Here is a 25,901-nt window from a genome sequence, read left to right on the forward strand (position 1 = left end):
ATCTAAAATGTATCTAAAGCCTCAGTGATGGCGTCGTAAATTTTCTGGAGTTGTGCATCTGTAATTACATAGGGCGGCAATGTATATACGGTATTACCTAATGGTCGTAACAACACCCCTCTTTCTAAAAAGAAGTTATAAAGTTGATCACGCAAATTACCATAACGTTCCATTTTTATTTCAAAGTCTACAGCAAGAATAGCACCCATTACCCTAACGTCTTTTACCCTCTCATGATTCTGAATTTTGCTAGCATATGCGTTATGAGCATTTTCAATATAGTTTCTTCTTTCTATAATTTCTGAAGAATTCAAAAGTTCAAGTCCTGCCAAAGCAGCTGCACAACCTACAGGATGTGCACTAAATGTATGTGCATGAAAGAAACCTTTATGTACCTCATCACTAAGAAAACGATCATAAATTTTTTGCGTACAACTGGTAATACTCAACGGAAACATACCTGCCGTTAACGCCTTACTTAGACAGATGATATCTGGCTTATTCCATAAATTATCTGATGCAAAATTCTTACCTGTTTTACCAAAACCGGTCATTATTTCATCTGCTATACACAGAACTTCATGCTCTTGACAAAGCCCGATCAAAGCATCTAACCCTTCGGCTGAATGAAATTTCATACCTGCTGCACCTTGCACTAATGGTTCAAAAACAAATGACGCACATTTGTTCTCCGCTAAAATTTGAGAAAGTTTGCTTTTAACTTCTTCTATATTATCTTCTTGGGGAGTAGGTATTCGCACTACTTTTAATAGAAAATCTTCAAACGGACCGTTGTAAGATGATAAACCAGATGCACTCATTGCCCCAAATGTATCGCCATGAAAACCATCTTCAAAAGCAATTAGGGTATCTCTTCTTTCTCCGTTATTATGAAAATATTGAAGTGCCATTTTTATCGCTGCCTCTATTGCTGTAGAACCATTATCGTTGAAGAATAATTTTGCCTGATTATCGGGCAAAATGCCCATCAATTTTTCAGACAATTCTATTGCTGGTTCGTGAGTCAGACCACTGAACATTACAAAATCTAACTTTTGCATTTGCTCGGTCATAGCATTAATAATATGGTCATTTGAATGGCCGTATATTACGGTATACCAAGATGCGATACCGTCGATATATTCGTTTCCTTCCTCATCAAACAATACTGCACCCTTTGCTTTGGTTATAGGTAATTGTGGTTTACCCAACTTATGTTGAGTTAACGGATGCCATAAATATTTTTTATCGCGAGTAGATAGATTTTCCTTTTTCATAGAATTTATAATTCTTCATTTTATCTATCTTGCAAAGATCGGGAAATAAACCGCAACAAAGAGATGCCCTTAACAAGAAACAAAAAAGCGTTTTTAAATTTTTCCGAATTGAAGAATACGGCTGTATTCTGCCTATTCTTTTTAATCACTTTTTTTATTCGTTTTCCTTTTTTCTTTAGAGACTATATTGACCGTGATGAAAGTACCTTTATTCTTTTAGGGCAATCTTGGGCCAATGGTTTTCTACCTTATACCCAGTTGTGGGATCTAAAGCCACCGCTAACTTTTGCTTTTTTCGCATCCATTATATCCATATTTGGCAAAAGTTTTATCGCTATTCGGCTCGCCGGGGTATTTTTAGTAGTCATTACTGCATTTTACACTTATAAGATTGCACTTACTATGATACCTAAAAAGGCTTCTATCTTCGTTGGGGTATTCTGCATTATTCTACTGAGCCTTTTTGGTAGTCTACAGGGTGTAATGTCTGAACATATTTGTATTGCATTATTTGTGCCCGGTATCTATTTATTACTAACTAAGAAATCTGCACTATATCTATTCTTTGCCGGGCTATTGTTAGGTGCAACGGTTATGGTAAAATTGAATATGGCTTTCCCTATTTTATTCATTGGCCTATTCTTGGTTTACGAAGCTTTATTTACAGAGAAGAAAATAACTTTCTTGTCTATTCTGTTATTTGGCACTGGTGTTATAACTGTAATTTTTGCAACTATTATACCCTATTTCGTAAGCAACCAAACTCATATTTGGTGGGAATCTGTAGTACTAGCACCACTAGAATATACAGAGGCTAGAAGGTATTCCATTTTTAAACTTGCACCCATTTTTGTAATTACGGGACTCTTCTTTTTATATGCCTATAAAAGTAAAAACCTTGATTTTAAAAATAGAACCGTTCAACTTTTAATAATTGCGATTTTAGGTGTGCTATTTTCATTTGTAAAAGGCGGAAGAATCAATGGTCATTATTTGATTCAGTTACACCCGATGTTGCTCATTTTAATTGGAGTTGTTATCTATACCTTAATAGTGCAGTACAAGCCGAAATTACCAGTTTTTGCCATGTTTATTGCGTTATTTATTCCTGCGGAAAGTTATCTGGAATATGTAAATATTATAAAGAACAAATTTGAAAAAGATACTTTTTTTAATGGGGAAGGCTTTTCTGCTCCGCAATATATTTTAGAACATAATTTAGAAACTAAAAACATCCTATTTTTTGAATATCATATAGGATACTGGAATTTAGATACCTTACCACCTACCACAGCTTCTACACACCCAAGTAATATTTGTAGAGATGAGCTGTTTCCTTTTTTTGACAACCCCAGAAAGAATTCTATCGAGGAGCTTACATATATCATGGAAGAATTACAACCAAAAACTGTTGTAATACGAAAAGGTCGGCGAATTTTAGATAAAAAAGAAATTGAGGAAAACGAATATATAGATGCCTATTTAGCCAAACATTATAGGGTGTATGCTACGGTTGAAAATGCTGAAATTTTACAGCGGCTATAACGTTCTCAAAATACCCTCAAACTTATCGGCATACTTTTTAATAACCTCTTTGGTGAATTCTTTTTCTTCATCGATTCTACCAATTGAAGAAACCCCTGTTTTACTCAAAATAATATTTTCGGTGTGAAGGTTTTCTTCCCCGCTAAATAACACAGAAACCTCATAGCCTTTGTGTAACAGCCATTTTATGGTCAACAGCGAATGATTGATACTACCTAAGTAATTTCTAGAAACCACTATAACTTTATAATCGGGCATGATGATGTCGAACATGGTATCTTCCTCATTTAAAGGAACCAATATACCGCCAGAACCTTCAATTATTAAGCTGTTATCTGTTTCTGGTTCATTGATATGGAATCTATCGATTTTGATACCCTCTATTTCTGCCGCTGCATGCGGACTCATAGCTGCCTTTAAATTATAGCTACTAGGGTGAAATTTCGATTTAGTATTAGATATTAATCTCTTTACCTTATCTGTATCAGTATTATCTAAATCGCCGGCTTGTACAGGTTTCCAATAATCTGCTTGTAATGCTTCGGTAAAAATTGCCGATGCGATTGTTTTACCTACTTCCGTCGAAATTCCTGTTACAAATATCTTTTGCATGTATACTTACTTTGAGTTAGTGATCATGCCACAATTTAGGCACTTATATTTTCTTTTTTCGAAAAATGGAAAAAGTTTATAAAATACTCCCTTGCTGTTATAATATGGTTCAGATTTTTTAGCCTTGCAATTGGGGCAAACAATAGGCTCACCATCAATATCAACAGCATAGGCTCTTATCTCATCATAAATAGCGATTGCCCGTTCTTTATCTTTAGAATATACCTGCAGTTTTACTCCGCCGATGGCATTGCTTATTAATGGGTCTGAATTTAAGGTATTTTCATCTCTAAGAAAAACTGGTATCCCTTCAGATTCCAATTTACCTTTTACAATCTGTACATCGGCAACATATTCAAAAGAGGCAAGCTGATAAAATTTATCTTCCATATTTATATAAAACTAGACAACAATTTTACCAATAACCCAATTTCTTCTTTAGAATTAAAACTATGCAAGCAAATTCTAAGTCTTTCTTGCCCTTCTGGTACCGTTGGCGATAAAATAGCTTTACTATTAAAACCTTTATCCATTAATTTTTTTGATACTTGCTTTGCTTTCTTTGAGCCAGGTATTATACAACCCTGTATTGCCGTTGAACTTGGTATAAAATGATGGTCTATTTTAAAGGCTACCAGCTGCTTTTTAAAGAAATCGATATGATCTTTTAATATCTCTTTCGGTTCTTTACCCAATTCGCCCATATATTCATGTGCGGTAATAATTGTCGCCAAGGTATGAGGCGTTAATGCTGTGGTATATATTAATGGTTTGGCAAAATTTACCAAATAATCTTTTAACTGTTCAGAGCCAAGTATAGCTGCACCATGGCAACCAAAGGCTTTGCCAAATGTTACCGTTCTCGCGAAAACTTCTTTTTCAAGTCCTAATTCTGGGACCAATCCTTCTCCGTTCTTTCCTAAAACCCCAACCGCATGAGCTTCATCTACTATTAAACGATACTTATTAGCTGTTGTAAATTCTGCAAATGCTTTTAAGTCTGGCGTATCTCCATCCATAGAAAAAACACTTTCAGTTACTACATATACGGCATAATCTTCATGCTCGTTTCTAGCAGTATTTAATTTTACCTTTTCTTGTAGGCTTGCCAAATCGTTATGCGAAAAACTATATGCTTTTGCATTGCTCATACGTATACCCTCGCGTATGCTTGCATGTACGAACTCATCGTAAAAAATTAAATCGCCACGTTGGGGTACGGCACTGAACAACCCCATATTGGCATCGTAACCAGAATTAAACACTAATGCTGCTTCTGCTTTGTAGAACCCAGTCAATAGCGGTTCTAATCGCTTATATAATTTATGGTTGCCCGACAGTAACCGAGATCCGCCAGACCCGTTTGATGCTACATTTTCTGTTAATAATAGCTGAAATGTCTTAGAAAATAAAGTTTCATTGGTAGCAAAACCTAAATAGTCATTAGAAAGAAAATCAATTAAGCCTTCGGTAGACTCTAGCGAACGAAGAGTTTCTTCCTTTTTACGTTCTGCCAAGATATTCTGTAATTTTTTGGGTAGTTGGATCATAGCGCAAAAATAGCTTTTCTATGAAATGATTGTAATGTAATTAACGAATTCCTGTAATTTTTCTAAGCTATCTATCTGCATCGTTGAAAATATATTAAACTTATTCTAAATCTACTGATAAAATCATTTTATAAATCTGACTAATAGTTACTTACAAATTCAAAAAAACTACATATCTATGAAAAAAACTATAAAATAATAGGTAAAAGATAAAGTTATATCATATTTTTGCGTCTTTTTTTTAAAGAAATTTCCTACTTTGACGTTAAAGTATTAGATTAAGTACATGTTTTTTGATAAGGATTAAATGAACGGGAGTAATATTTTAGATACGAACAGATTAGAAACATTGATGTCTTATGACATTATGGATACACACCCAGAGGTTATCTATGATGAGATAACATCTCTTGCTGCTTCTATTTGTGATACACCAGCAAGCCTAATCTCTTTGGTAGATGATAAAAGGCAATTTTTTAAATCTCATTTTGGTTTAGATATTAATGGCACACCTTTAGAAGACTCTTTCTGTAAGCATGTTATTACAGATGATATTGATTTGCTAATAGTAGAAGACACCCATAAAGACTTAAGTTTCAGTGATAATAATTTAGTAAAAAATGATCCGAATATCGGTTTTTATGCCGGTGCATCATTAACCACAGAAAATGGTCAGCGTCTTGGCACCCTTTGTGTTTTAGACTATAAACCAAAACAACTTAATGAAGCTCAAATTAATGGCCTTCAGACACTTGCCAAACAGGTTATTCATTTACTAAATCTTCGTAAATCTAAAAAGAAAGAAGTAGAACAGCAATTAGATTTAGAAAGAAAAGGCAAGCTTTTAGACAAGGTTGTTACTGCAACAGGAATAGGAATTTGGGAACGCAATCTTATTGCTGACGTACTTACCCTAAACGAACAAGCCCTAGATATTTATGGTATAGAAAATACATCTTTATCAAATTTCAAAACCGATACATGGTTTAGTCTAATTCATGAAGATGATTTAGAAGAGGTGAAAATTAAAATGTCTGAATGTTTAAGCTACCCATCTAACGGGTGTAGTGTTCAATATAGAATGCTTCAAAAAGATGGCACTTATAAATGGATTCAAGACAAGGGTAAAGTACTTCAGTGGAGTGATGATAAGAAACCACAATTAATGTACGGTACCGTACAAGATATTACTGAAAAAAAGAATTTTACCAATGAGCTTCAAAGGGTTAAAAATAACCAAGAAGCCATGATCAATAGTACTAAAGACTTAATGTGGTCTATTGACTTAGAATTTAAATTAATTACTGCCAATACCGCATTTCATGAATTAGTTGAAAAAATTCAAGGTACGCCTTTCAATGAAGGCGACTTAGTTTTTTCGAAAAATGTAGCCAAGCAGATTACAAAAAAGTGGAAAGCATATTATAACAGAGCCCTTACCAGCGGTGCCTTTTCTGTGAAACAAAAAATTCAAGATCCTGAAAAATTTTGGACGACCTATGGCCTTACTTCATTTGATCTTCTTTATAATAAGGAAGGTGAAAAAATAGGAATTACCTGTTTCTCTAAAGATATTACTTCAGAAGTATTATCTCAACAAGTACTTATAAATGCTAAAGAAGAACTACAAAAAATAATGGACACTTCTCTAGACATAATTTGTACTATGGATGAAGAAGGCTATTTTTTAAGCGTAAATAGAGCGTGTAAACAAATTTGGGGTTATGATCCCAAATTTATTATTGGTACCCAATATCTTGATTTGGTTTATGATGAAGATATTAAATTGACCGAAGATTCTGCCGAATCGGTTTTATCTGGCAAAAAAGTCGTCAATTTTGAAAATAGATATAAACATAAAAACGGAGCGATAGTACCTATGCTTTGGTCTTCTACGTGGGAAAAAAAAGATCGCATTTACTATTGTATTGCTAAAGATAATACTGAAAAGAAAAAATCTGAGCTCCAATTAGAAAACAGTGAACGCCGTTTTAAAACACTGGTTCAAGAAAGTAGCGATATCATTTCTATTCTTGATCTTGAGGCGAATTTTACCTATGTAAGCCCTAGTTCTAAAAAAGTACTTGGTGGTGATCCTGAATATTATATGGGCACCAATGCCTTTGAATATATTCACCCCGATGATCTACAAAGAGTTCAAGACAAATTTTATTCTATAAAAAACCATGCGTCTATATCAATTGAACCGTTTAGGTTTAAAGATATTAATGGTGAATGGAAATGGTTCGAGAATATAATAACCAACCAAATAAATGAACCATCTATTAACGGACTCGTAGTTACGACGAGAGATATTACTGAAAAGAGAAAAGCTGAAGAAAAATTAGAATATAGCGAACGTCGTTATAAAACATTGGTTCAAGAAGGCAGTGATATGATCTGCATAGTTGATGAACAGGCAATTTTCTCTTATGCAAGTCCGACTTCAACTAAAGTTTTAAATATTACACCCGAAGAATTTGTAGGTACAAGTGCCTTCAAACATGTTCACCCAGAAGATTTTGACAATGTCTATAATGAATTTATTAAAGTTTTAGATACCCCACAAATCGCCATAAAACCATTTAGGTTTAAGCATGGTGATGGTCATTGGGTTTGGTTAGAAACTATCGTAACTAATAAATTAAATGAACCTACAATTAATGGTATTGTTGTAAATTCGAAAGATGTCACCATTAAAGTTCAGCACTTAAAAGCGATAGAAGAACAGAATGCCCAGCTTAAAAAAATTGCCTGGACACAATCTCATATAGTTAGAGCCCCGGTTGCAAGATTAATGGGCTTGGTAGATTTATTGAGAGATGATAAAGAAAAATTGAGTTATGAAGAAAAAGAGCGTATTCTCAATTATATAATTACTTCAGCAGATGAAATTGACTATGTCATAAAAGATATCGTTGACAATACTATAAATGCAATTGATTTAGATTAAATGAATTATCAAATACTACTCATTGAAGATGACCCTATATTCACTTTTTTGTTAGAAAAAGGTATTGAACATGCCAAATTAAAGGGTAAATTACATAATTTTTGTAACGGAAAACCTGCCATAGATTATCTAGTAAAAGAGTATTCAGATACAAGTAATTATATCATCTTTTTAGATCTAAACATGCCCGTAATGAACGGGTGGGAGTTTATGAATCAATTAGAAACATTTGCAAAAACCGATAATTGTATGGTTTTTGTTTTGACCTCTTCTGCATATCGCAATGATATAGAGCGCTTAAAGAAAAAACCGTTGGTTGCAGATTTCGTTACCAAACCAATTACCGAATATATATTGAATGGTATTAAAGAAACTATTGAAGATAGATTCGAAAAAAATCAGCCCATCTAATTTACCTTCTATTTTCTAAAACGAAACTGCTTACCACATGAATTAGCTTCTGTATCTTAGCTAAAAATCATCGTATGCGCTACCTTATTTTAGTATTACTCTTTTGTTTTAAATCGATACAACTAGTTGCACAAACCAACACCTATTCAATCTCTTTCGAATATGCCGTTCATCATGAGGCTACAATTTCAGCTACGTTTAAGCAAATAGCTCAAGATACTTTAGCATTAAGAATGAGCAGAACTTCGCCCGGCAGATATGCCCTTCACGAATTTGCTAAAAACGTTTATAATTTTAAGGCTACTGACAGTAAAGGAAATGCCCTAACTATTTCAAGAACAAACCCATATGAATGGAAAGTTTCTGGTCATGATGGTACCGTAGAAATATCATATGCACTTTTTGCAAATAGAGGCGATGGCACCTATTCTCAAATAGATGAATCACATGCTCATTTAAATATTCCGGCTACATTTATGTATGCGCCTTCTCTTAGTGAAAGAAAAATTGAAGTTGATTTTAAAACAAGAGATGATCTTAATTGGAAGATAGCTACGCAATTACCTCATGTAAAAAACAATACCTATAGCGCACCTAATCTATATTATTTTATGGATAGTCCAACGGAGTTAAGTAACCATATGGTACGAGAATTTAGTGTAGACGGGCAAACGATAAAATTAGCGTTGCACGACCCTGGTACCGAAGAAGAAGCAGACGCATATTTTGAAAAAGTAAAAAAAGTGGTTCTTGCCGAAAAAGAAGTATTTGGTGAATTACCTTCTTTCGATTACGGTTCTTATACTTTTTTAGCCTGTTACATACCAAATGCCTCCGGTGATGGTATGGAGCATAGAAACTCTACTATTTTAACCAGTACACGGACATTAGCCAACGGAGGAATGGATGGTAATATCGGTACAGTTTCGCATGAGTTTTTTCATAGTTGGAACGTTGAACGTATACGACCAAAATCTTTAGAACCCTTTAATTTTGAGAAAGCTAATATGAGTGGCGAACTTTGGTTTGCAGAAGGTTTTACCAGCTACTATACAAATTTGATACTTTGCCGATCAGGATTAATTACGCCTGAAAATTATGTGGAAGGATTAACCGGGACTTTCAACTATGTATGGAATTCACCTGCAAGACAATTTTTTAACCCCATAGAAATGAGTTACCAAGCTCCTTTCGTAGATGCATCAACCTCTGTAGATCCTGTAAACAGGGAGAATACATTTATCTCCTATTATTCTTACGGTAGCGTTCTTGGTTTGGCTCTTGACCTTTCTTTAAGAGAGAAAGACTTGAATTTAGATGACTTCATGAAACTGGTTTGGAATACCTACGGAAAAACTGAAAACCCGTATACCATAGAAAACTTGAACCAAGCTTTGAATATGTACGCAGGCGAAGATTTCGGAAATTATTTCTTTAGCAATTTTATTTACAAAAGCGAAATGCCGCTATATAACGAACTATTTAAAACCGTAGGTGTTAGTTTGTCTCAAGACACTGAAACTGCCTATTTCGGAGCCGCTGTATCTATAACAGACGATTTAAATGGTAAAATTCAAAGCAATACCAAAATCGGGAGTCCCGCTTACCTTGCTGGTCTAGATAACGACGATACCATTACCACAATTAATGGCGATAAATTCCCGGACGGAATTCAATTCGATACGTTTATCAAAGATGGGTTTAAGCCAAATGATGTCCTTTCGATAACATTTTTAAGAGATGGTTTAGAAAGAAAAACGGAAGTCACCTTATCATCTAACCCTAACTATGCAATTAGTTTGGTTGAGAAAAATGAAAAGGCTCCTTCAAAAAAAGTATTAAAAGCTCGCAAAGCTTGGTTAAAAGTTGACTAAAATGAATTTGATATATACCACCGCAACAACAAATGATGAATTAATACAAATTCTCTCTTTACAAGAAATGAATTTAAAATCTTCTGTTTCTGATTTAGAAATGGAACAAGAAGGTTTTCTTACTGTTCATCATTCGTTAGATGTTCTTACCAGAATGAATAACGCCTGCCCGCATATTATTGCGAAAGATGAAGATAAAGTCGTTGGTTACGCACTATCAATGACTGATGATTTTAAAGATGAAATTTCAGTTCTAAGACCAATGTTTACCGAACTAGAAAACGTCAACATTCAAAATTTTATTACCATGGGGCAAATCTGTGTCGCCAAGACCCATAGAAAAATGGGTATTTTTCGCGGACTTTATAACTCTATGAAAATTGCCTCTTACCCTAAATATGACGCTATTATCACCGAAGTTGACGCCACCAACTCCCGTTCTTTAGGGGCACATTACGCCGTAGGATTTGAGAAAATATGCACTTATAGTTCTTTAGGGCAAGATTGGGAATTGATTTCTTTGAAGACTAGTTGAATATAATTATTCTTCATTTTATTATTGTTTTTCGATAATTTTTATATATTTGTTATCGTTAAACAATAATAAAATGTATATCAACAATTCAAAAAAATTTAAATTAATTATAGATGTTTTATTTGTTTTCCTCTGTGTTGGATTTTCTGGTCTATTTCTAAATTTGCCCACTGGATTAAGATCCATTGGTCAAGACAATAAAGATGTTTTTGATTGGAGCTTCTTCAGCTGGTCACTTTTTATTCTATCCCTTTTGTCTTACTTAATATTAATAATAGCAATCAAAAACCTGAAAGATGCTGCAAAAATTATGGTGTCAAAAAACCATTTTGATATTTATCTCCCGCAGAAATTAAGCACAACCGGCAACTTTCTAATCAGTAGCTCTATCGCGAGTTATTTAGTTTTTATATTAATATTCATCGAAGAGTTTATTCTCGGTAACAGACTCAACGTTTATTTTGACAACAATATTTTTTCACAAATAATGATAACCATTATGGGTTTATTTTTCATCATTCAGAGTAATGTACTCAAATTAGCCTCAAATTTTAATAACGAAAATGACTTAACCATATAAATATTTACAATGAAGATATTCGGTCCAAAATCACTTTCAACTATATTCTATTACATTTTTAAAAGTATTTCAATTATACTCTTTGCTTTTCTAACCTATATGGAATTTGCTTTTTTTACCAATAGATTCACTGTAAACGATGGTAGATTCAATATGAAAATCCCTTTGACAGGAAACTCTATTGATGGTAATTATCAATCTAGCGATATAATAACTATATCTCTAATTCTAATATTTGGAATTCTACTTTTCTATTTGCTTTCTAATATCTTTAAAGCATTAAAAGAGACTATAATATTTAATAAAGGTATTGTCAAAAATTTAAAACTTTTAACCATTCTAAATTTAATTGTTGGTCCTGTTTTATACTTTCTTATCCATTACCCAATAATGCACAAGACTGAATTTAGAAATATACACAATCTTATTCTGCTGATTATATTTGGAATGATTTCCTTGTTTTTAACCTACGTATTTCAAAAGGGCTATACCGTACAATCTGAAAACGATCTAACCATATAACTATGAGTATAGTCGTAAACTTAGACAACGTATTATCTGAAAGGAACCTAAAAAGCAAAGAACTTGCTGAAATGATTGGTATTACTGAAGCTAACCTTTCTATTCTAAAATCAGGCAAAGCTAAAGCAATACGTTTTTCTACACTAGAAGCCATTTGTAAAGCTTTAGATTGTCAGCCTGCAGATATTTTAGCATATGAGAAGGAATAAAAAAGGCTACACTTTTCAGTGTAGCCTTTTAAATTTATTACTTAAAGTACTAACTAATCTGCAAGTACAATAACTCTATTATTCTTAAGCTCAATAGTACCGCTAGAAATTTGTAATACTGTACTACCGCTAGCATCTTTAGTAAACTTAGAGGCATATTCTTCATCTAAAGAAATATTACCTGTAATTTTAACCTTACCTTCTTGTAACAATGATACAATTGGGGCGTGGTCTTTTAACATTTGAAACTCACCATTTATACCTGGTACCGTAACCGATGTTACTTCGCCTGCAAATAATGTTGCTTCTGGTGATACAATTTCTAAATACATATCTCTTTTAGTTATGAGTTATGAGTCATGAGTTTTGAGTTTCAATTCTGAACTCTACACCCTGAACTCTGAACTTAATTACGCTTCAGTCAACATTTTTTCACCAGCTTCAATAGCTTCTTCGATAGTACCTTTAAGGTTAAAAGCAGATTCTGGTAAGTGATCTAATTCACCATCCATTATCATATTAAATCCTTTTATAGTCTCTTTAATATCAACTAATACACCTTTAAGACCTGTAAACTGTTCAGCTACGTGGAAAGGTTGAGATAAGAAACGTTGTACACGTCTTGCTCTACCAACAGCAGATTTATCTTCTTCAGATAATTCTTCCATACCTAAAATGGCAATAATATCTTGAAGTTCTTTATAACGTTGTAAAAGCTCTTTTACTCTTTGTGCACAATCATAATGCTCTTTACCTAAAATAGCAGCTGTTAAAATTCTTGAAGTTGAATCAAGAGGATCAACCGCTGGGTAAATACCTAGCTCAGCAATTTTACGAGATAATACCGTTGTTGCATCTAAGTGAGCAAACGTTGTTGCCGGTGCAGGATCCGTTAAATCATCTGCAGGTACGTAAACCGCCTGTACAGAAGTAATAGAACCTCTTTTTGTTGATGTAATACGCTCTTGCATAGCACCCATCTCTGTTGCCAAAGTTGGTTGGTACCCTACAGCAGATGGCATACGACCTAATAATGCCGATACCTCTGAACCTGCTTGTGTAAAACGGAAAATATTATCTACGAAGAAAAGTACATCTTTACCTTGACCTTCACCTGCTCCATCACGGAAATACTCCGCTATCGTCAAACCTGAAAGTGCAACTCTAGCACGTGCTCCTGGTGGTTCGTTCATTTGACCAAAAACGAATGTCGCTTTTGAACCTTTCATTACCTCTTTATCCACTTTTGACAAATCCCATCCGCCTTCTTCCATAGAATGCATGAAATCATCACCGTATTTTATAATACCTGATTCTAACATCTCACGAAGTAAATCATTTCCTTCACGAGTTCTTTCACCTACCCCAGCAAATACAGAAAGACCACCATGACCTTTTGCAATGTTGTTGATCAATTCTTGTATCAATACCGTTTTACCTACACCAGCACCACCAAACAATCCAATTTTACCACCTTTTGCATAAGGCTCGATCAAATCGATTACTTTAATACCAGTAAATAAAACTTCAGTAGAAGTTGAAAGATCTTCGAATTTTGGCGCTTCTCTGTGTATTGGAAGACCCGCTTTACCTGCTTTAGGCAAATTACCTAAACCATCAATAGCATCACCAATAACATTAAATAAACGACCATATACGTCATCACCTACCGGCATTTGAATCGCACTACCTGTAGCAACTACATCTACTCCTCTGCTTAAACCATCGGTAGAATCCATTGAAATAGTTCTTACCGTGTTTTCACCGACATGAGATTGTACTTCTAATACTAAAATCGAGTTATCCTTTTTTACAATTTCTAAGGAATCATAGATTCTAGGAAGATCAGCACCTGACTGAAATTCTACATCAACCACGGGCCCAATGATTTGCGAAACTTTACCTGTAACTTTTGACATTACTTATTTGTTTATGTATTACGTTTAATATATCCTGAAAAATGCTCTCATTTTCAGGCTGCAAAGATATAGTTTTCAATTTTAAAGAAAAATTGTTTTTTCCCTTTTTTATAAAAGTAAAAAGGTGCCTGTAAAGCACCTTTTAAATCTTACTATTTTATTTACTTTTATTGTAATGCTGGAGAGTAATTTGTTGGATAATCCCCTACATTTAATAAATTACCCGATGCTTCAAAATTTGAGCCATAAGTAACATCAATTGCTTTCATAAATTCATTTGCCAATAATGCATACCCTCTAGCCGTTGGGTGAATACCATCTAAAGAAAAGGCACTACCGGTAACCAAACTAGCTGTTAATGTAAATTGTCCGCTGGTAATACCCCCATTTGCCAATTGATTTAATAATGTATTTGCATCTACCAAAGCTAAACCTGCTTGGCTAGCAGTTGCTGCAATAATTTGATTGAATGCCGCTGTAGCGACCGCAATTTCTTCTTGCTCGCTTGGTATAAGTACCCATTTATCTGCTAAAGGAAGTGATATACCCTCAACTGAAAACTGACCTGCCAATGCTTGTGGTAATCCGGCAGCCATTAAAGCACCAACAGATTCTAAATTTATAGTACCTATTACTGCAGCACTTGGCAATACAAATAAATCTGCAGCCGTAGCTTCTCTTGTTTGACCGTAAGTACTCCCTAATAAACCAGCAACTAACGGTGCTGCTTGTGCCGGTAAGCCAAACGACTCTACAAATGCAGGGAACGTTGGACTAGCACTTAATACGCCAGCAATTTGAGCTGATAAGTCTGTTAATGTTTCATCTCTGATAACTACTTCACTTGCCGCGGTTGTTGAGAATTCAATAGAACGCTCTGGTACCCCTAAAAAGGCATAAACCTGATTTAATTGACCGAAGATTCCGTTCAATGTAGCTATTTGTGGTCCAAAATCTGGATTTGTTGGGTCTAAAGGATTATGAGGTACTGTTGTAAAATGTGGTACATCTGTAACATTCGGAATATTTGCAACAACTCCCTGTGCACCCCCTGCAGTTAAGGTAGCAATTAAAGCTCCGTAACTACCGTCAAAACCTTGACCTGGCGCTCCTGAAACAGGAGTTATAGGGTTAGTACCGTCACCACCTGTAGTAGCATACCCTAATACATCATTATTACCGATCCAAAGAGAAAAAAAGCTCGGTGCTTGGCTTACTGCCATTTGTAACACACTAATATCTGGTGTTGAACCTGTCATTCTTACGAAATAAGGATTAGCAAGACCCAATTGCACGTTGCCTATGTTACCATAACCAGGCGCCAATAAGTGAAAACTTTTTGCACCAGGCACTCCTAAATTGTTAAAAGGACCTGTTGGATTGTTCAATGCAATATCAGTTGTAACCGTTACATCTCCTATTATCGATTCTAAAGGTACTGGACCAGCACCACCAAAAACCAATCTAGGGTTTTGAATTCGAGTACCAGCAAGTGCCAAACCACCAATGTTATCATTGGTTAATGGCTGGGTAAAACTACCACCACCAGCAAGACTGAATTTTTGAGAAAGTAAATTAGGAAGAGAAAGGTTCTGACTTGCTTGAAACAATGCACCATCGGTAAAACCTGCCGTTAAAGAATTGCCTAAAGAAACATAATTAGAAAAATCTGCTGAGCCCGCTGTTAATACAGGTAGATCTTCAGCCATTTCTACTGGATTAAGATCAACATCTTCAGGGTCATTACAAGCCGTAAAAGCTAATATCCCTAAAGAAATATATAAATATTTTAAGTTTTTCATTTCAACTTTTGATTTTAATTAGTTGTTAATTGTCCAAGATAAGTAGTACATAGAGCCTATAAAACCAGTACCTACAGCTGTATAGTACTCATCGCCTAATATGTTTGTACCCCCTGCCTTAAACGTAGATTTTATGCTTGGAACAGAATAATTTATTTGTGCGTCTATATTGTGGAATTCAGGTACTACACCCTGAGCAAATGTTGCTTCCCAAAAATAATCATCACTAAATCTATACGAAACATTAAATCCGAAATTTTCAAATAATGCCGTATTTCCGAAAGAAGCCTTGAATTTATGTTCTGGCGTGTTGAAATTTAATTGTAAATCGGGATTAGCTTCACGATCAAAATCTAATTTGGTATACGTATAACTTCCTTCTAAATCATAATTACCCAAAACCTTCATACTTAAAGCTAAAGATGCTCCATATGAATTTACATCAGCATCAGAATTAGTGTACGTACTATACGCTTGAAAATCACCATTTGCTACAGCAGCAACCGATAATCCTCCATCTCCAACTTCACCATATAGTGGCGCTATTACTACTTCTTGTGATATGAAGTCTTTATACTTGTTATAATAGGTGCTAAAATCAATAATTAGTTTATCTATTTTACCTCTATAACCAACCTCCACCGAAGCTACTTGTTCTGGTGTTATAATATCTGGATTCGCAATTTCTAAGACCGCAGGGTTTCCAGTTCGACTAAGTTCATTAACCGAACTTAAAGAATACGAGTTTTCGTATGCTGCTCTTCCAGTTTGAGTGATGCTAGCTTGTTGTCCAAAATTATCTTGACCTGCTTGGCTAATGGTAAAATCGCGAGTGTATCGATCAAGGTTATCTGGAGCAGAACCTACCAAAATAGCTCTACCAGCATCCAATCCTATAAAAAGATCTTGCGTTGTAGGGTTTCTAAATCCTGTTTGTGCCGATGCCCTAATGTTATGATTTCGATTAATAGTTAAACCTGCAGATATTCTTGGAGAAAAGAAACCGTCAAAAAATTCAGACTTATCATAACGTACAGATCCGGTCAATTTTAAATTTTTCTCACCAGACAAAGGTAAATTCTTTTGAACTTGAGTGTAGACGCCAAATTCTGAATAGTTAATCGGTCCGTCAGTATCAGTGTAGATAGTACCCGAAGAATTTAAACTATATTCCCTAAAAGAACCACCAACTTGTATATCTGCAAAATCAATTAAATGGCTGAAATTATAATTTGCATCTGCATGGTAGTATTTTGATGCATCTTGAAACTTTGAACCTGTGCTAAGGTCAGGATCACTTACACTTCTATCAAAAGCCGCTTGAAATTCTGGTGTACCTGGCAGAAATCTACCTGTTTCAGCAGTTGCACGACCAGCTGCATGTGCTGCTTCATCAGTTGCACCAGCTAAAGTAGCTTGTAAATAAGCCCCTGTATATTCACCGAACCACTGTTGATCACTTTTCCAAGCTCTATTGATATTAATTCCGGTAAAAACCATATCGTAAGAATCTCCAGATTTATCGCCTACTAAATAACCACGAACGAAAAAATTATCGTTTTTTATTTCTAGTTTATGTTGTTCTTGAAAGAAACCATTAATATTATACCTGTTAGTACCTTGATAAATAGTATTACCAGTACCTACTTTACCTACATAAGAAAGCTCTAAGCTATTATCTTCAATTGGTCTATAATACAATCCCCAATCTGCTTTAATACTTTTTGCGCTATAATTTGTAAGATCACTTTCGTTGTAACCAGTTCTACTTACTTGCACTGAAGGAATTAATGCATTTGCACCTGCTGGAATACGCCCAAGACTTTCTAAAGTAAGCGCAACATCTTTTATATCGGTAGCTACTTCATCACCATATACATTTACCCCATTATAATTTAAATCGTTTGCGCGGGTTAAACCTGTTGCAATAAAGTTATTTTCATCTTTTCCTTCAATATTGTTCGCTGCCCAGTCTGTACCTTCTAAATAACCGAAATTGACCTTAGCCGCAAACTTATCACTAAATTTATGGGCTGCTCTTATACTAACATCTGTATATGCATTATCACCAGCGGCCTCTTGTGAAGTTATTCCTCTTTTAATAGCTACACTTAACCCTTCGTAATCGAACGGACTTTTACTTCGCATAAATAATATACCATTAAAAGCATTTGCACCGTATAATGCAGAAGAAGCGCCAGGCAGTAATTCTACACTTAACACATCTGTTTCTGTTAACCCAACTAAGTTACCTATCGGGAAATTTAACGCAGGTGCAGAATTATCCATACCGTCTACCAACTGCATAAAACGAGTATTTGCAAAAGAAGCAAAACCTCTAGTATTTACAGATTTGAAAGTTAAACTGTTCGTGTTTACATCAACACCCTTTAAATTCTCTATTCCACCATAGAAATCGGCGGCAGCAGTGTTTTTTATTTCAGAAACACCCATTCTCTCTACCGTAACCGGCGATTCGAAAATACGCTCTGGAGTTCTAGATGCTGAAATAACAACCTCATCTAAAAAGGTTTGTGATTCGTTTAAAATGATTGTAATTGTTTGACTTGCACTAGTAATATTTTCTTTAACACTAGTATACCCGATGCTAGACACCTCTATTTTAAAAGGTGGTACTTCGGATGTTGCCAAATTGAAATTACCATCAAAATCTGTTACTGTACCAATGGTTGTGCCAACAATAACAATATTGGCCCCGGGGATAGGCTCGTTGTTTTGGTCAACAACATTACCATTGATATTGGTCTGGGAATACCCAAAAGTACCAATAACCATCAATGCTAAAAGTAGTATTGTTCTCATTCTTAATTAAAGTTTAAAATTAGTTGAGGGTTAAGATACAGATTATTTCATACGGAGAATAGTAATTTGAAAAAAATTATGCATGCATAGTAAAATTTCCACAATCAAATGGGTAGAATTTTATGATATACGCAATTAACTTAATAATAACAGCCTCCAAAAAATCGCGCCAAAATTGATTTATCTACATAGAAAAGAACAACATACAAATAAAAAAGGGGCGTGAAATGAATCACGCCCCTTTATAATATATTAGATTACCTATTTTATTCTACTGTAACCGATTTTGCTAAATTTCTAGGTTGATCAACATTACAACCTCTCATTACTGCAATATGATAAGACAGTAATTGTAAAGGAATTGTGGTTAATAACGGAGTTAAGCTTTCTAAAGTTTCAGGCACTTCAATTACATGATCTGCCAAATCTCTTACTTGCTCATCCCCTTCGGTAACGATTGCTATAATTTTACCTTTTCTAGATTTAATTTCTTGAATGTTACTTACTACCTTTTCATAATGCCCCTTTTTTGTTGCAATTACGAATACTGGCATATGCTCATCAATCAATGCTATAGGACCATGCTTCATTTCTGCAGCTGGGTAACCTTCAGCATGAATATAACTAATCTCTTTCAATTTTAGAGCTCCTTCTAATGCTACCGGAAAATTATAACCTCTACCTAAATATAGACAGTTCGTTGAATCTTTATAAACATCGGCAATTATTTCTATAAGTGCGTTCGACTGTAAAGCTTTTTCAACTTTATTCGGAATATTCTCTAATTCAGTTAAATACTCGTGGTATCTAGATTCAGAGAAAACACCTTTCGCCTTCGCTAGTTTTAAAGCAATTAGCGTAAGTACTGTAATTTGTGTAGTAAATGCTTTTGTAGAAGCAACACCAATTTCAGGGCCAGCATGGGTATAAGCACCTGCATCAGTTTCTCTAGCTATAGAAGAACCTACCACGTTACATACACCAAAAACAAAAGCACCTCTTTCTTTAGCAAGCTTTATAGCAGCTAAAGTATCTGCCGTTTCACCAGATTGTGAAATTGCAATTAAAATATCTTTATCTGTTATTACAGGGTTTCTATATCTAAATTCAGAAGCGTACTCTACTTCTACCGGAATTCTTGCTAAATCTTCAAATATATACTCAGCAACCAAACCAGCGTGCCATGAGGTACCACAAGCAACAATAATAATTCTGTTGGCATTTAAGAATTTTTCCATATTAAGGTCAATTCCCGCCATTCTTATCAAACCTTGATCCGCCAACAAACGACCTCTGTAAGTATCCTTTATAGCTCTAGGCTGTTCATAAATCTCTTTCAACATAAAGTGATCGTAACCACCTTTTTCAATTTCCTCAAGATTCATCTGAAGCTCCAAAATTCTTGGATATGCTACTGCATCATCCTTAATTTTTCTAAGCTTAATTTCTTTTCCCAATCTGATAATTGCCATCTCTTCATCTTCAAGATAAATGGCATTATTAGTAAACTCAATAAACGGTGATGCATCCGAAGCGATAAAAAATTCATCTTCACCAATACCAATCGCTAAAGGACTACCCAATTTGGCAACAACAATTTCATCTGGCTTTTCTTTATCAAATACTGCAATGGCATAAGCACCTACTACTTGATTTAGTGCTATTTGTACTGCTTTACCCAACTTAACACCTTCAGTTTTCTTAACCTCTTCAATTAGATTAATTAAAACTTCAGTATCCGTGTCCGATTGAAATGTATAACCACGTTTAGTTAACTCTTTCTTGATTGATTCATAATTCTCGATGATACCATTATGAATGATTACCAGACTACCAGAATTTGAATAATGAGGGTGTGAGTTAACATCGTTTGGAACACCGTGGGTCGCCCAACGTGTATGCCCAATACCAATGCTACCTGCTTGAGAAATATTCTTTACTTTATTCTTTAAGTCTTCAACTTTACCTTTTGTTTTACAAAGATTGATTTGATTACCGTCATACAACGCAATACCTGCACTGTCATATCCTCGGTATTCTAATCTCTGAAGTCCTTTTATTATTATTGGGTATGCCTCCCTATGTCCTATGTAACCTACAATTCCGCACATAATACTATCAATTTGAAAATTTTAATTAAATATTAAAGTCATAAAATCTCATGACTATAAAATATATATCATTTAGAGTATACAACGCTAATACTTAAGAAGTGGTATGTAAACATTGAATTTAATGATAAAATTGTACTACTATAGTTATTAATCTGCTTTAGTATACGATATCTCAAGCTTTAGCCTTTTGTCAAAATTAGGGTCTGTAGCCTGAATATTACCGCCATATAGTATAGTACCTAAAGGGGTTACTGTCGATGTCGTTGCTAATCTCTCTTCACCACCAACAACCTTTGCATCAGCAATGCTCCAGTTTTGTATATTAGTAGTTAAAGTTAATGCCAATTTAGCATTTGTAGAATCTCTTACCACCATATCATTAATGTGATCGGTTATTTTCAATGAATACTTAACACCTTTACCACTAGATTTTTCAATTACACCATCGTAGTTTGGATAAAACCCAAACAAATTTGAGACTCCTGACACTGCAGTAGCAGGATCTGTAGCAGGATCTATCAAAGGAAATTTATTCTCTGCATTGTACAAATAAAGTCTTGGCGGCTCTAAAGCACTACCTGCGGCGTCTAAATGATCCCTATCTATGTAAAAAACAAGATTAGCTTCATTTATAACCCAATTCTCACTTTTTATCTGCTCTAAAATACTTTCACCACCATCTTCTTCGAATAAATTGATTTCGGCATAGGTACCTGCCCCACCTTTTAAATAAAGTCTTGAGGCATTTTCACCGTTATCAAGTGCCTGTAATATTTGAGGACCGTAATTTTCAGTGACTAAAGTATTTACAGCATTACCTGAAACTGCACCCGTTGTACTACCTGTCAAGAAAGAAAATGTAAAGTCTTTTTCTAAAATGTTATTCGGGTTATCGTCACTTGTATCATCTGTTGTACCATTGGTGTCATAGTTTGTGTAACTATAGGTCATTGTTACGTTAGATCTCTTTAAATCGAACATAAACATAACATCGTTGCCAGATTGGCTTACAATAGAAAAATGAAGCCCACGTATAAATTCAGTGAAATTCGACTGACTTATTAACTGAGAATCTCCTTCTTTATCTAAGATATTAGTTTGAAAAAATTCATTATTCAATGCTACTCTAATACCTGGTTGAATTTTAGAAAATGTTAACGACTCATCTACATCTTCGGTATCTTCATCATCTTCGTTTTGTATCAAAATCTCTTCATCATTAATTTCTACAATACCATCGAACAATTCATCCGAAACAAAATCTGGCGAAAAAACTTGATTAGAATAATATTCTTGTGCCTCTTGAAAACTTGCATTAGGATCTAAGTCACGTAAGAAAAAGGAAGAACGTTCTACTTTCAAATTAAAAGAAGGTAATGGAGATTTGACTACATCATCATAATTTGTTCCATTAATATAAATACTATCTAACTCCACCTTTTTAGCAAAATTATTCGTAAAAATAGGAGCATTGTCACCATCATTTAATCCATCTCTATCTACATCTACACTCAGTATATCTAAAGGATCTGTGTTAGATGCAGTTTCTACTGAATTATCCACTCCGTCACCATCATTATCATTATCGCTATCTGGTACTTTGTCAAATTCATCCGCTACACCATCGCCATCAGTATCCAAGGCATTTGTATTTGTCAAAAATGGGATATAAAGATAAACTTCTTTAACAGTTTCATTTTCCTGAACCGTTGAAATTGACTCATCTGTAGTACCTGCTCTATCTTCTTTCTCTTGAGAAAAACTACCAAAAGATGGATTAGTAGCACTTAAGAAAATCTGAGAAGTTACAGAAGCCTCTGTTTTACCGTAAATAGGATCGCTATAAGTACCTAATTGATAAATTGGTAATTTATTGGTCTGTACAGCTTCAATATTTTTGTTATAAGCAAAAACATCATAGACTTCTGTACCTGTAGTAAATGGCTCATTGCCGACTACACCAGAACCTATGGTGGTTAAATCTTGCTCACAAGAAACCAAAAGACCTAATATCAATAACAATCCCGAAAATTTGGGAATAGCGGACTTAACGATAAAATTCATTCAGATTATTTTAAAACTTCGGTGTTATAAAAATTAGCATATGCCTCTTCAAACTCTTGAACAGGTACATATTGCAACACTGGTTTTTCTTGGTTGGAAATGTGGTTTTCTAATTCTTCAGGAATATCTTCCGAAGCTAAAATAATAGCATCAGAATAATCAACAGCTACCTTTAACAAATTATTATAGGTAGGATCACCTAAAGATGCAATCGCTTCTTCTGGAATACCATCAAAAGCAATCTTCTTAACCATATCTTTATCTAAAGAACCCTCAAATGTTCTACCATATACCGATAAAACTATTTTACTATCCGCAAAAAGTGGTTCATCAGCATAATATTTTTTAAGATATAACGGCAATAAACTTGCCATCCAGCCATGAACATGAATGATATCTGGAGACCAATTTAATTTTTTCACCGTTTCCATAACTCCCTTTGCAAAGAAAATTGCACGTTGGTCATTATCTGGAAAAAGGTTTCCTTGCTTGTCTGTAAAAGTAGCTTTACGCTTAAAGTACTCTTCGTTATCGATAAAATAAACTTGAATTCTTTCTTTTGGGATAGATGCCACCTTAATGATCAATGGCATATCCATATCATTAATGACCAAGTTCATACCCGAAAGCCTAATTACTTCATGTAATTGATGCCTTCTTTCATTAATGTTCCCATATCTAGGCATAAAAATCCTAATTTGACCACCATTGCTGTTGACCATTCTAGGCGCTTCATAAGACATTAGGGAAACTTCGTTTTCGGGTAAGTAAGGAACTAATTCAGAAGATACAAATAATATCTTTTTACCATTCATAAAGGTTATATTTTATTTTTCACTGAAACGTAACTGCAAAATTACAAAAAATATAGAGATTAGCAGTAATTATAGTAAGTTTGCTCGCTAATGCACTTTTCAATGCTGGTAATAAAGTCTAAAAACAAGCTTACAGAAGAACTTAACAAACTGGGCGAAGACCATAAACTAGGTCTAGTACCTACAATGGGAGCCCTACATCAAGGGCATGCTTCTTTAATACGGAAAGCCGTTGATGAAAATGAGAAAGTCGTTATCAGTATTTTTGTAAACCCTACACAGTTCAATAATAAAGAAGACTTAGACAAATACCCGAAGACTTTAGAGGCAGATATTCAACTTATTTCCACTATTTCAGAAGACGTTATCATATTTACACCCGACGTTGCCGAAATATACCCAGATTCAATTGAGCCTAAAATTTATGATTTTGAAGGACTTGACAAGGTCATGGAAGGTGAATTTAGAGATGATCATTTTAATGGCGTCGGTACTATAGTTGAACAACTACTTAAGGTTGTCAAACCTACTAAAGCTTATTTTGGAGAAAAAGATTTTCAACAATTACGTATCATTCAAAAACTGACCAAAATACAGCATATACCTGTCGAAATTATAGGTTGCGAAATTATTAGAGAAGATCATGGCTTAGCAATGAGTTCTAGAAATGAAAGGTTGAGCAAAGCTATGCGACAAAAGGCTGCATTTATATATGAAACCTTGAAAGCTGCCAAAATTAAATTTGGCATGGAAAATGCTCTTAACGTTAAAGAATGGGTCATAAACGAGTTTAAAAAAACGGATGATTTTCAACTAGAATATTTTGACATTACCGATGTTGAAACATTAACACCCATAAAGAATAAAATTAATAATATAAAATACCGGGCGTTTATTGCCGTTTACGTTGAAGACGTAAGGCTTATCGATAACATAGCCCTAAATTAATTTAAGATATGCAAGTAGAAGTAGTTAAATCAAAAATACATCGAGTAAAAGTTACCGGTGCTGATCTTAATTATGTTGGTAGCATTACAATTGACGAAGATTTAATGGATGCCGCTAATTTTATTCGTGGCGAAAAAGTACAGATCGTTAATAATAACAACGGCGAAAGACTAGAGACCTATATTATTCCTGGTCCAAGAAAAAGTGGAGAAATAACATTAAATGGTGCCGCTGCAAGAAAAGTATCGGTTGGCGATATTTTAATTTTAATTTCTTATACTTGGATGGATATCGAGGATGCAAAAAAATTCAATCCTTCTTTAGTTTTTCCTAACGAAGCGAATAACCTTTTAACGTAAAAGTTGACGAATACGCTAAAAAAAAATCTTAAGATTATACTCCCAATTGCATTGGGAGTTTTTTTAGTTTGGTACTCTTACAATTCAACAACTCCTGAAAATAGAAAAGAAATAATTTTTTACATTAAAGAAGCGGATCCGCTCTATGTATTTCTTTCTGTTTTACTCGGTATTTTTGGGCACATCTCTAGAGCCGTTCGTTGGAACTATCTTTTAGAACCGCTAGGCTACAAGCCTAAACTCACAAATAACATTTTAATAATTTTAACCTCGTACTTCGCAAATTTAGGTATCCCCAGAACTGGCGAAATCTTAAGAGCTACGGCATTAACTACCTATGAGAAGGTACCTTTTGAAAAAGGCTTTGGCACCATTGTCACCGAAAGGGTAATCGACGTTATCATGCTACTTTTAGTAGTCACTGTTGCATTTTTATTACAAACAGATGTGATCATGGGTATTCTCCAAGAACGTGGTTTTAATGTTGCCGGACTTATTTCGCTTGCCGTTGCAGGCATTGTTTTATTCTTTTTATTCATTTTTATAATTAAAAGGTCGAAAAGCGCCTTTGCCCTAAAAATCAAAACATTTGTAAAAGGATTGCTCGATGGTGTTTTTAGTATTTTTAAAATGAAAAATAAATGGCTTTTTATATTCCATACTTTTTTCATTTGGGGATGCTATATCGGAATGCTATGGATCATTAAATTTACAGTACCAGAAACCATATCGCTTTCATTAAGTCAACTCTTGGTAGCCTTTGTAGCAGGGGCGTTCGCCATGGCAACAACTAATGGTGGAATTGGTCTTTACCCTATCGCGGTAAGCAGTGCTTTGGCTATTTTCGGAATCAGTTCTGTATCTGGTGATGCCTTCGGATGGATAATTTGGATTGCACAGACACTAATGATAGTTGTTTTTGGTGCAATATCTTTTCTTTTATTACCGTTATTGAACAGAAGTAAATAGTAACCTTAAACTAATAATTA

Annotated in this window: 21 protein-coding genes; 10 read left to right on the forward strand and 11 right to left on the reverse strand. The window is 34.5% G+C overall.

Going from position 1 to position 25,901, the window contains the following annotated elements; all coding sequences use genetic code 11:
* Positions 1–2 precede the first annotated feature (2 nt).
* Positions 3–1,277, reverse strand: coding sequence for an adenosylmethionine--8-amino-7-oxononanoate transaminase (bioA, locus tag ACEN2N_RS07340; protein WP_441823716.1), 1,275 nt, complete (start codon positions 1,275–1,277; stop codon positions 3–5).
* 108 nt (positions 1,278–1,385) lie between these two features.
* Between bioA and ACEN2N_RS07345 the strand changes: the two genes are divergently transcribed.
* Positions 1,386–2,822 (forward strand): ArnT family glycosyltransferase, encoded by a 1,437-nt coding sequence (locus ACEN2N_RS07345; protein WP_441823717.1) that lies wholly within the window; start codon positions 1,386–1,388, stop codon positions 2,820–2,822.
* Here the strand turns inward: ACEN2N_RS07345 and bioD are convergent.
* The 3 genes from bioD to ACEN2N_RS07360 are packed head-to-tail and all read right to left on the reverse strand — an operon-like array spanning position 2,817 to position 4,984.
* Positions 2,817–3,434 carry a dethiobiotin synthase gene (bioD, locus tag ACEN2N_RS07350; RefSeq protein ID WP_441823718.1) on the reverse strand — a complete coding sequence of 206 codons (618 nt, stop codon included), beginning with the start codon at positions 3,432–3,434 and terminating at the stop codon, positions 2,817–2,819. The genes ACEN2N_RS07345 and bioD overlap by 6 nt on opposite strands.
* Positions 3,435–3,440: 6 nt before the next feature.
* On the reverse strand, positions 3,441–3,824 hold the full coding sequence (locus tag ACEN2N_RS07355) for a DUF2007 domain-containing protein (RefSeq protein ID WP_441823719.1): 384 nt from the start codon (positions 3,822–3,824) through the stop codon (positions 3,441–3,443).
* 2 nt (positions 3,825–3,826) lie between these two features.
* The gene (locus ACEN2N_RS07360) at positions 3,827–4,984 is read right to left on the reverse strand and encodes an aminotransferase class I/II-fold pyridoxal phosphate-dependent enzyme (protein WP_441823720.1); all 1,158 of its coding nucleotides are present in this window, start codon (positions 4,982–4,984) and stop codon (positions 3,827–3,829) included.
* Between the two features lie 307 nt (positions 4,985–5,291).
* On the opposite strand from ACEN2N_RS07360, the gene ACEN2N_RS07365 reads away from it, so the two are divergent.
* The 6 genes from ACEN2N_RS07365 to ACEN2N_RS07390 all read left to right on the forward strand — a co-directional run bounded on the left by ACEN2N_RS07365 (position 5,292) and on the right by ACEN2N_RS07390 (position 12,068).
* Entirely contained in the window at positions 5,292–7,937 is a 2,646-nt protein-coding gene (locus ACEN2N_RS07365; RefSeq protein ID WP_441823721.1) for a PAS domain S-box protein, read from the forward strand.
* Positions 7,938–8,348 (forward strand): response regulator, encoded by a 411-nt coding sequence (locus tag ACEN2N_RS07370; RefSeq protein ID WP_441823722.1) that lies wholly within the window; start codon positions 7,938–7,940, stop codon positions 8,346–8,348.
* Between the two features lie 74 nt (positions 8,349–8,422).
* A complete protein-coding gene (locus ACEN2N_RS07375; protein ID WP_441823723.1) occupies positions 8,423–10,222 on the forward strand; it encodes a M61 family metallopeptidase in 1,800 nt (599 codons plus the stop codon).
* 1 nt (position 10,223) lies between these two features.
* Positions 10,224–10,757, forward strand: a complete 534-nt coding sequence (locus tag ACEN2N_RS07380) for a GNAT family N-acetyltransferase (RefSeq protein WP_441823724.1) — start codon at positions 10,224–10,226, stop codon at positions 10,755–10,757.
* Between the two features lie 589 nt (positions 10,758–11,346).
* Positions 11,347–11,859, forward strand: a complete 513-nt coding sequence (locus ACEN2N_RS07385) for a DUF2975 domain-containing protein (RefSeq protein ID WP_441823725.1) — start codon at positions 11,347–11,349, stop codon at positions 11,857–11,859.
* Positions 11,860–11,861: 2 nt separating this feature from the next.
* Entirely contained in the window at positions 11,862–12,068 is a 207-nt protein-coding gene (locus ACEN2N_RS07390) for a helix-turn-helix domain-containing protein (RefSeq protein ID WP_073240904.1), read from the forward strand.
* Between the two features lie 53 nt (positions 12,069–12,121).
* On the opposite strand, the gene ACEN2N_RS07395 is transcribed toward ACEN2N_RS07390, so the two are convergent.
* The 7 genes from ACEN2N_RS07395 to ACEN2N_RS07425 form a co-directional block, all read right to left on the reverse strand.
* Positions 12,122–12,400, reverse strand: a complete 279-nt coding sequence (locus ACEN2N_RS07395; RefSeq protein ID WP_073240906.1) for a F0F1 ATP synthase subunit epsilon — start codon at positions 12,398–12,400, stop codon at positions 12,122–12,124.
* Positions 12,401–12,478: 78 nt separating this feature from the next.
* On the reverse strand, positions 12,479–13,987 hold the full coding sequence (gene atpD / locus ACEN2N_RS07400; RefSeq protein ID WP_441823726.1) for a F0F1 ATP synthase subunit beta: 1,509 nt from the start codon (positions 13,985–13,987) through the stop codon (positions 12,479–12,481).
* Between the two features lie 167 nt (positions 13,988–14,154).
* A complete protein-coding gene (locus tag ACEN2N_RS07405; protein ID WP_441823727.1) occupies positions 14,155–15,789 on the reverse strand; it encodes an SGNH/GDSL hydrolase family protein in 1,635 nt (544 codons plus the stop codon).
* 18 nt (positions 15,790–15,807) lie between these two features.
* A complete protein-coding gene (locus ACEN2N_RS07410; RefSeq protein ID WP_441823728.1) occupies positions 15,808–18,612 on the reverse strand; it encodes a TonB-dependent receptor in 2,805 nt (934 codons plus the stop codon).
* A 266-nt stretch (positions 18,613–18,878) separates the two neighbouring features.
* Positions 18,879–20,723 (reverse strand): glutamine--fructose-6-phosphate transaminase (isomerizing), encoded by a 1,845-nt coding sequence (gene glmS / locus ACEN2N_RS07415; RefSeq protein WP_441823729.1) that lies wholly within the window; start codon positions 20,721–20,723, stop codon positions 18,879–18,881.
* A 150-nt stretch (positions 20,724–20,873) separates the two neighbouring features.
* Positions 20,874–22,790: a DUF4270 domain-containing protein gene (locus ACEN2N_RS07420; RefSeq protein ID WP_441823730.1), complete on the reverse strand. Its 1,917-nt coding sequence runs from the start codon at positions 22,788–22,790 to the stop codon at positions 20,874–20,876.
* A gap of 5 nt (positions 22,791–22,795) precedes the next feature.
* Positions 22,796–23,605: a glycogen/starch synthase gene (locus tag ACEN2N_RS07425; RefSeq protein WP_424003242.1), complete on the reverse strand. Its 810-nt coding sequence runs from the start codon at positions 23,603–23,605 to the stop codon at positions 22,796–22,798.
* A 102-nt stretch (positions 23,606–23,707) separates the two neighbouring features.
* Here ACEN2N_RS07425 and panC point away from each other — a divergent pair, with 102 nt between their 5' ends.
* Genes panC through ACEN2N_RS07440 form a run of 3 tightly spaced genes read left to right on the forward strand, consistent with a single transcriptional unit; the run spans position 23,708 to position 25,881 of the window.
* A complete protein-coding gene (gene panC, locus ACEN2N_RS07430) occupies positions 23,708–24,553 on the forward strand; it encodes a pantoate--beta-alanine ligase (protein WP_441823731.1) in 846 nt (281 codons plus the stop codon).
* Positions 24,554–24,561: 8 nt separating this feature from the next.
* The gene (gene panD / locus ACEN2N_RS07435) at positions 24,562–24,912 is read left to right on the forward strand and encodes an aspartate 1-decarboxylase (RefSeq protein WP_027065788.1); all 351 of its coding nucleotides are present in this window, start codon (positions 24,562–24,564) and stop codon (positions 24,910–24,912) included.
* Positions 24,913–24,915: 3 nt separating this feature from the next.
* Positions 24,916–25,881 (forward strand): lysylphosphatidylglycerol synthase transmembrane domain-containing protein, encoded by a 966-nt coding sequence (locus tag ACEN2N_RS07440; protein ID WP_441823732.1) that lies wholly within the window; start codon positions 24,916–24,918, stop codon positions 25,879–25,881.
* The last annotated feature ends 20 nt before the right edge of the window (positions 25,882–25,901 follow it).

Origin of the sequence: Maribacter spongiicola, assembly GCF_052119685.1 — a bacterium.
GTDB classification, from domain to species: domain Bacteria; phylum Bacteroidota; class Bacteroidia; order Flavobacteriales; family Flavobacteriaceae; genus Maribacter; species Maribacter spongiicola_A.

Coding starts and splice junctions, on each gene's coding strand:
- ACEN2N_RS07410 (WP_441823728.1), bottom strand. CDS start 18,612: ATGAGAACAATACTACTTTTAGCATTGATGGTTATTGGTACTTTTGGG.
- ACEN2N_RS07370 (WP_441823722.1), top strand. CDS start 7,938: ATGAATTATCAAATACTACTCATTGAAGATGACCCTATATTCACTTTT.
- ACEN2N_RS07365 (WP_441823721.1), top strand. CDS start 5,292: ATGAACGGGAGTAATATTTTAGATACGAACAGATTAGAAACATTGATG.
- ACEN2N_RS07405 (WP_441823727.1), bottom strand. CDS start 15,789: ATGAAAAACTTAAAATATTTATATATTTCTTTAGGGATATTAGCTTTT.
- ACEN2N_RS07360 (WP_441823720.1), bottom strand. CDS start 4,984: ATGATCCAACTACCCAAAAAATTACAGAATATCTTGGCAGAACGTAAA.
- ACEN2N_RS07380 (WP_441823724.1), top strand. CDS start 10,224: ATGAATTTGATATATACCACCGCAACAACAAATGATGAATTAATACAA.
- ACEN2N_RS07425 (WP_424003242.1), bottom strand. CDS start 23,605: ATGAATGGTAAAAAGATATTATTTGTATCTTCTGAATTAGTTCCTTAC.
- panD (WP_027065788.1), top strand. CDS start 24,562: ATGCAAGTAGAAGTAGTTAAATCAAAAATACATCGAGTAAAAGTTACC.
- glmS (WP_441823729.1), bottom strand. CDS start 20,723: ATGTGCGGAATTGTAGGTTACATAGGACATAGGGAGGCATACCCAATA.
- ACEN2N_RS07395 (WP_073240906.1), bottom strand. CDS start 12,400: ATGTATTTAGAAATTGTATCACCAGAAGCAACATTATTTGCAGGCGAA.
- ACEN2N_RS07420 (WP_441823730.1), bottom strand. CDS start 22,790: ATGAATTTTATCGTTAAGTCCGCTATTCCCAAATTTTCGGGATTGTTA.
- bioD (WP_441823718.1), bottom strand. CDS start 3,434: ATGCAAAAGATATTTGTAACAGGAATTTCGACGGAAGTAGGTAAAACA.
- bioA (WP_441823716.1), bottom strand. CDS start 1,277: ATGAAAAAGGAAAATCTATCTACTCGCGATAAAAAATATTTATGGCAT.
- panC (WP_441823731.1), top strand. CDS start 23,708: ATGCTGGTAATAAAGTCTAAAAACAAGCTTACAGAAGAACTTAACAAA.
- ACEN2N_RS07390 (WP_073240904.1), top strand. CDS start 11,862: ATGAGTATAGTCGTAAACTTAGACAACGTATTATCTGAAAGGAACCTA.
- ACEN2N_RS07385 (WP_441823725.1), top strand. CDS start 11,347: ATGAAGATATTCGGTCCAAAATCACTTTCAACTATATTCTATTACATT.
- ACEN2N_RS07375 (WP_441823723.1), top strand. CDS start 8,423: ATGCGCTACCTTATTTTAGTATTACTCTTTTGTTTTAAATCGATACAA.
- ACEN2N_RS07355 (WP_441823719.1), bottom strand. CDS start 3,824: ATGGAAGATAAATTTTATCAGCTTGCCTCTTTTGAATATGTTGCCGAT.
- atpD (WP_441823726.1), bottom strand. CDS start 13,987: ATGTCAAAAGTTACAGGTAAAGTTTCGCAAATCATTGGGCCCGTGGTT.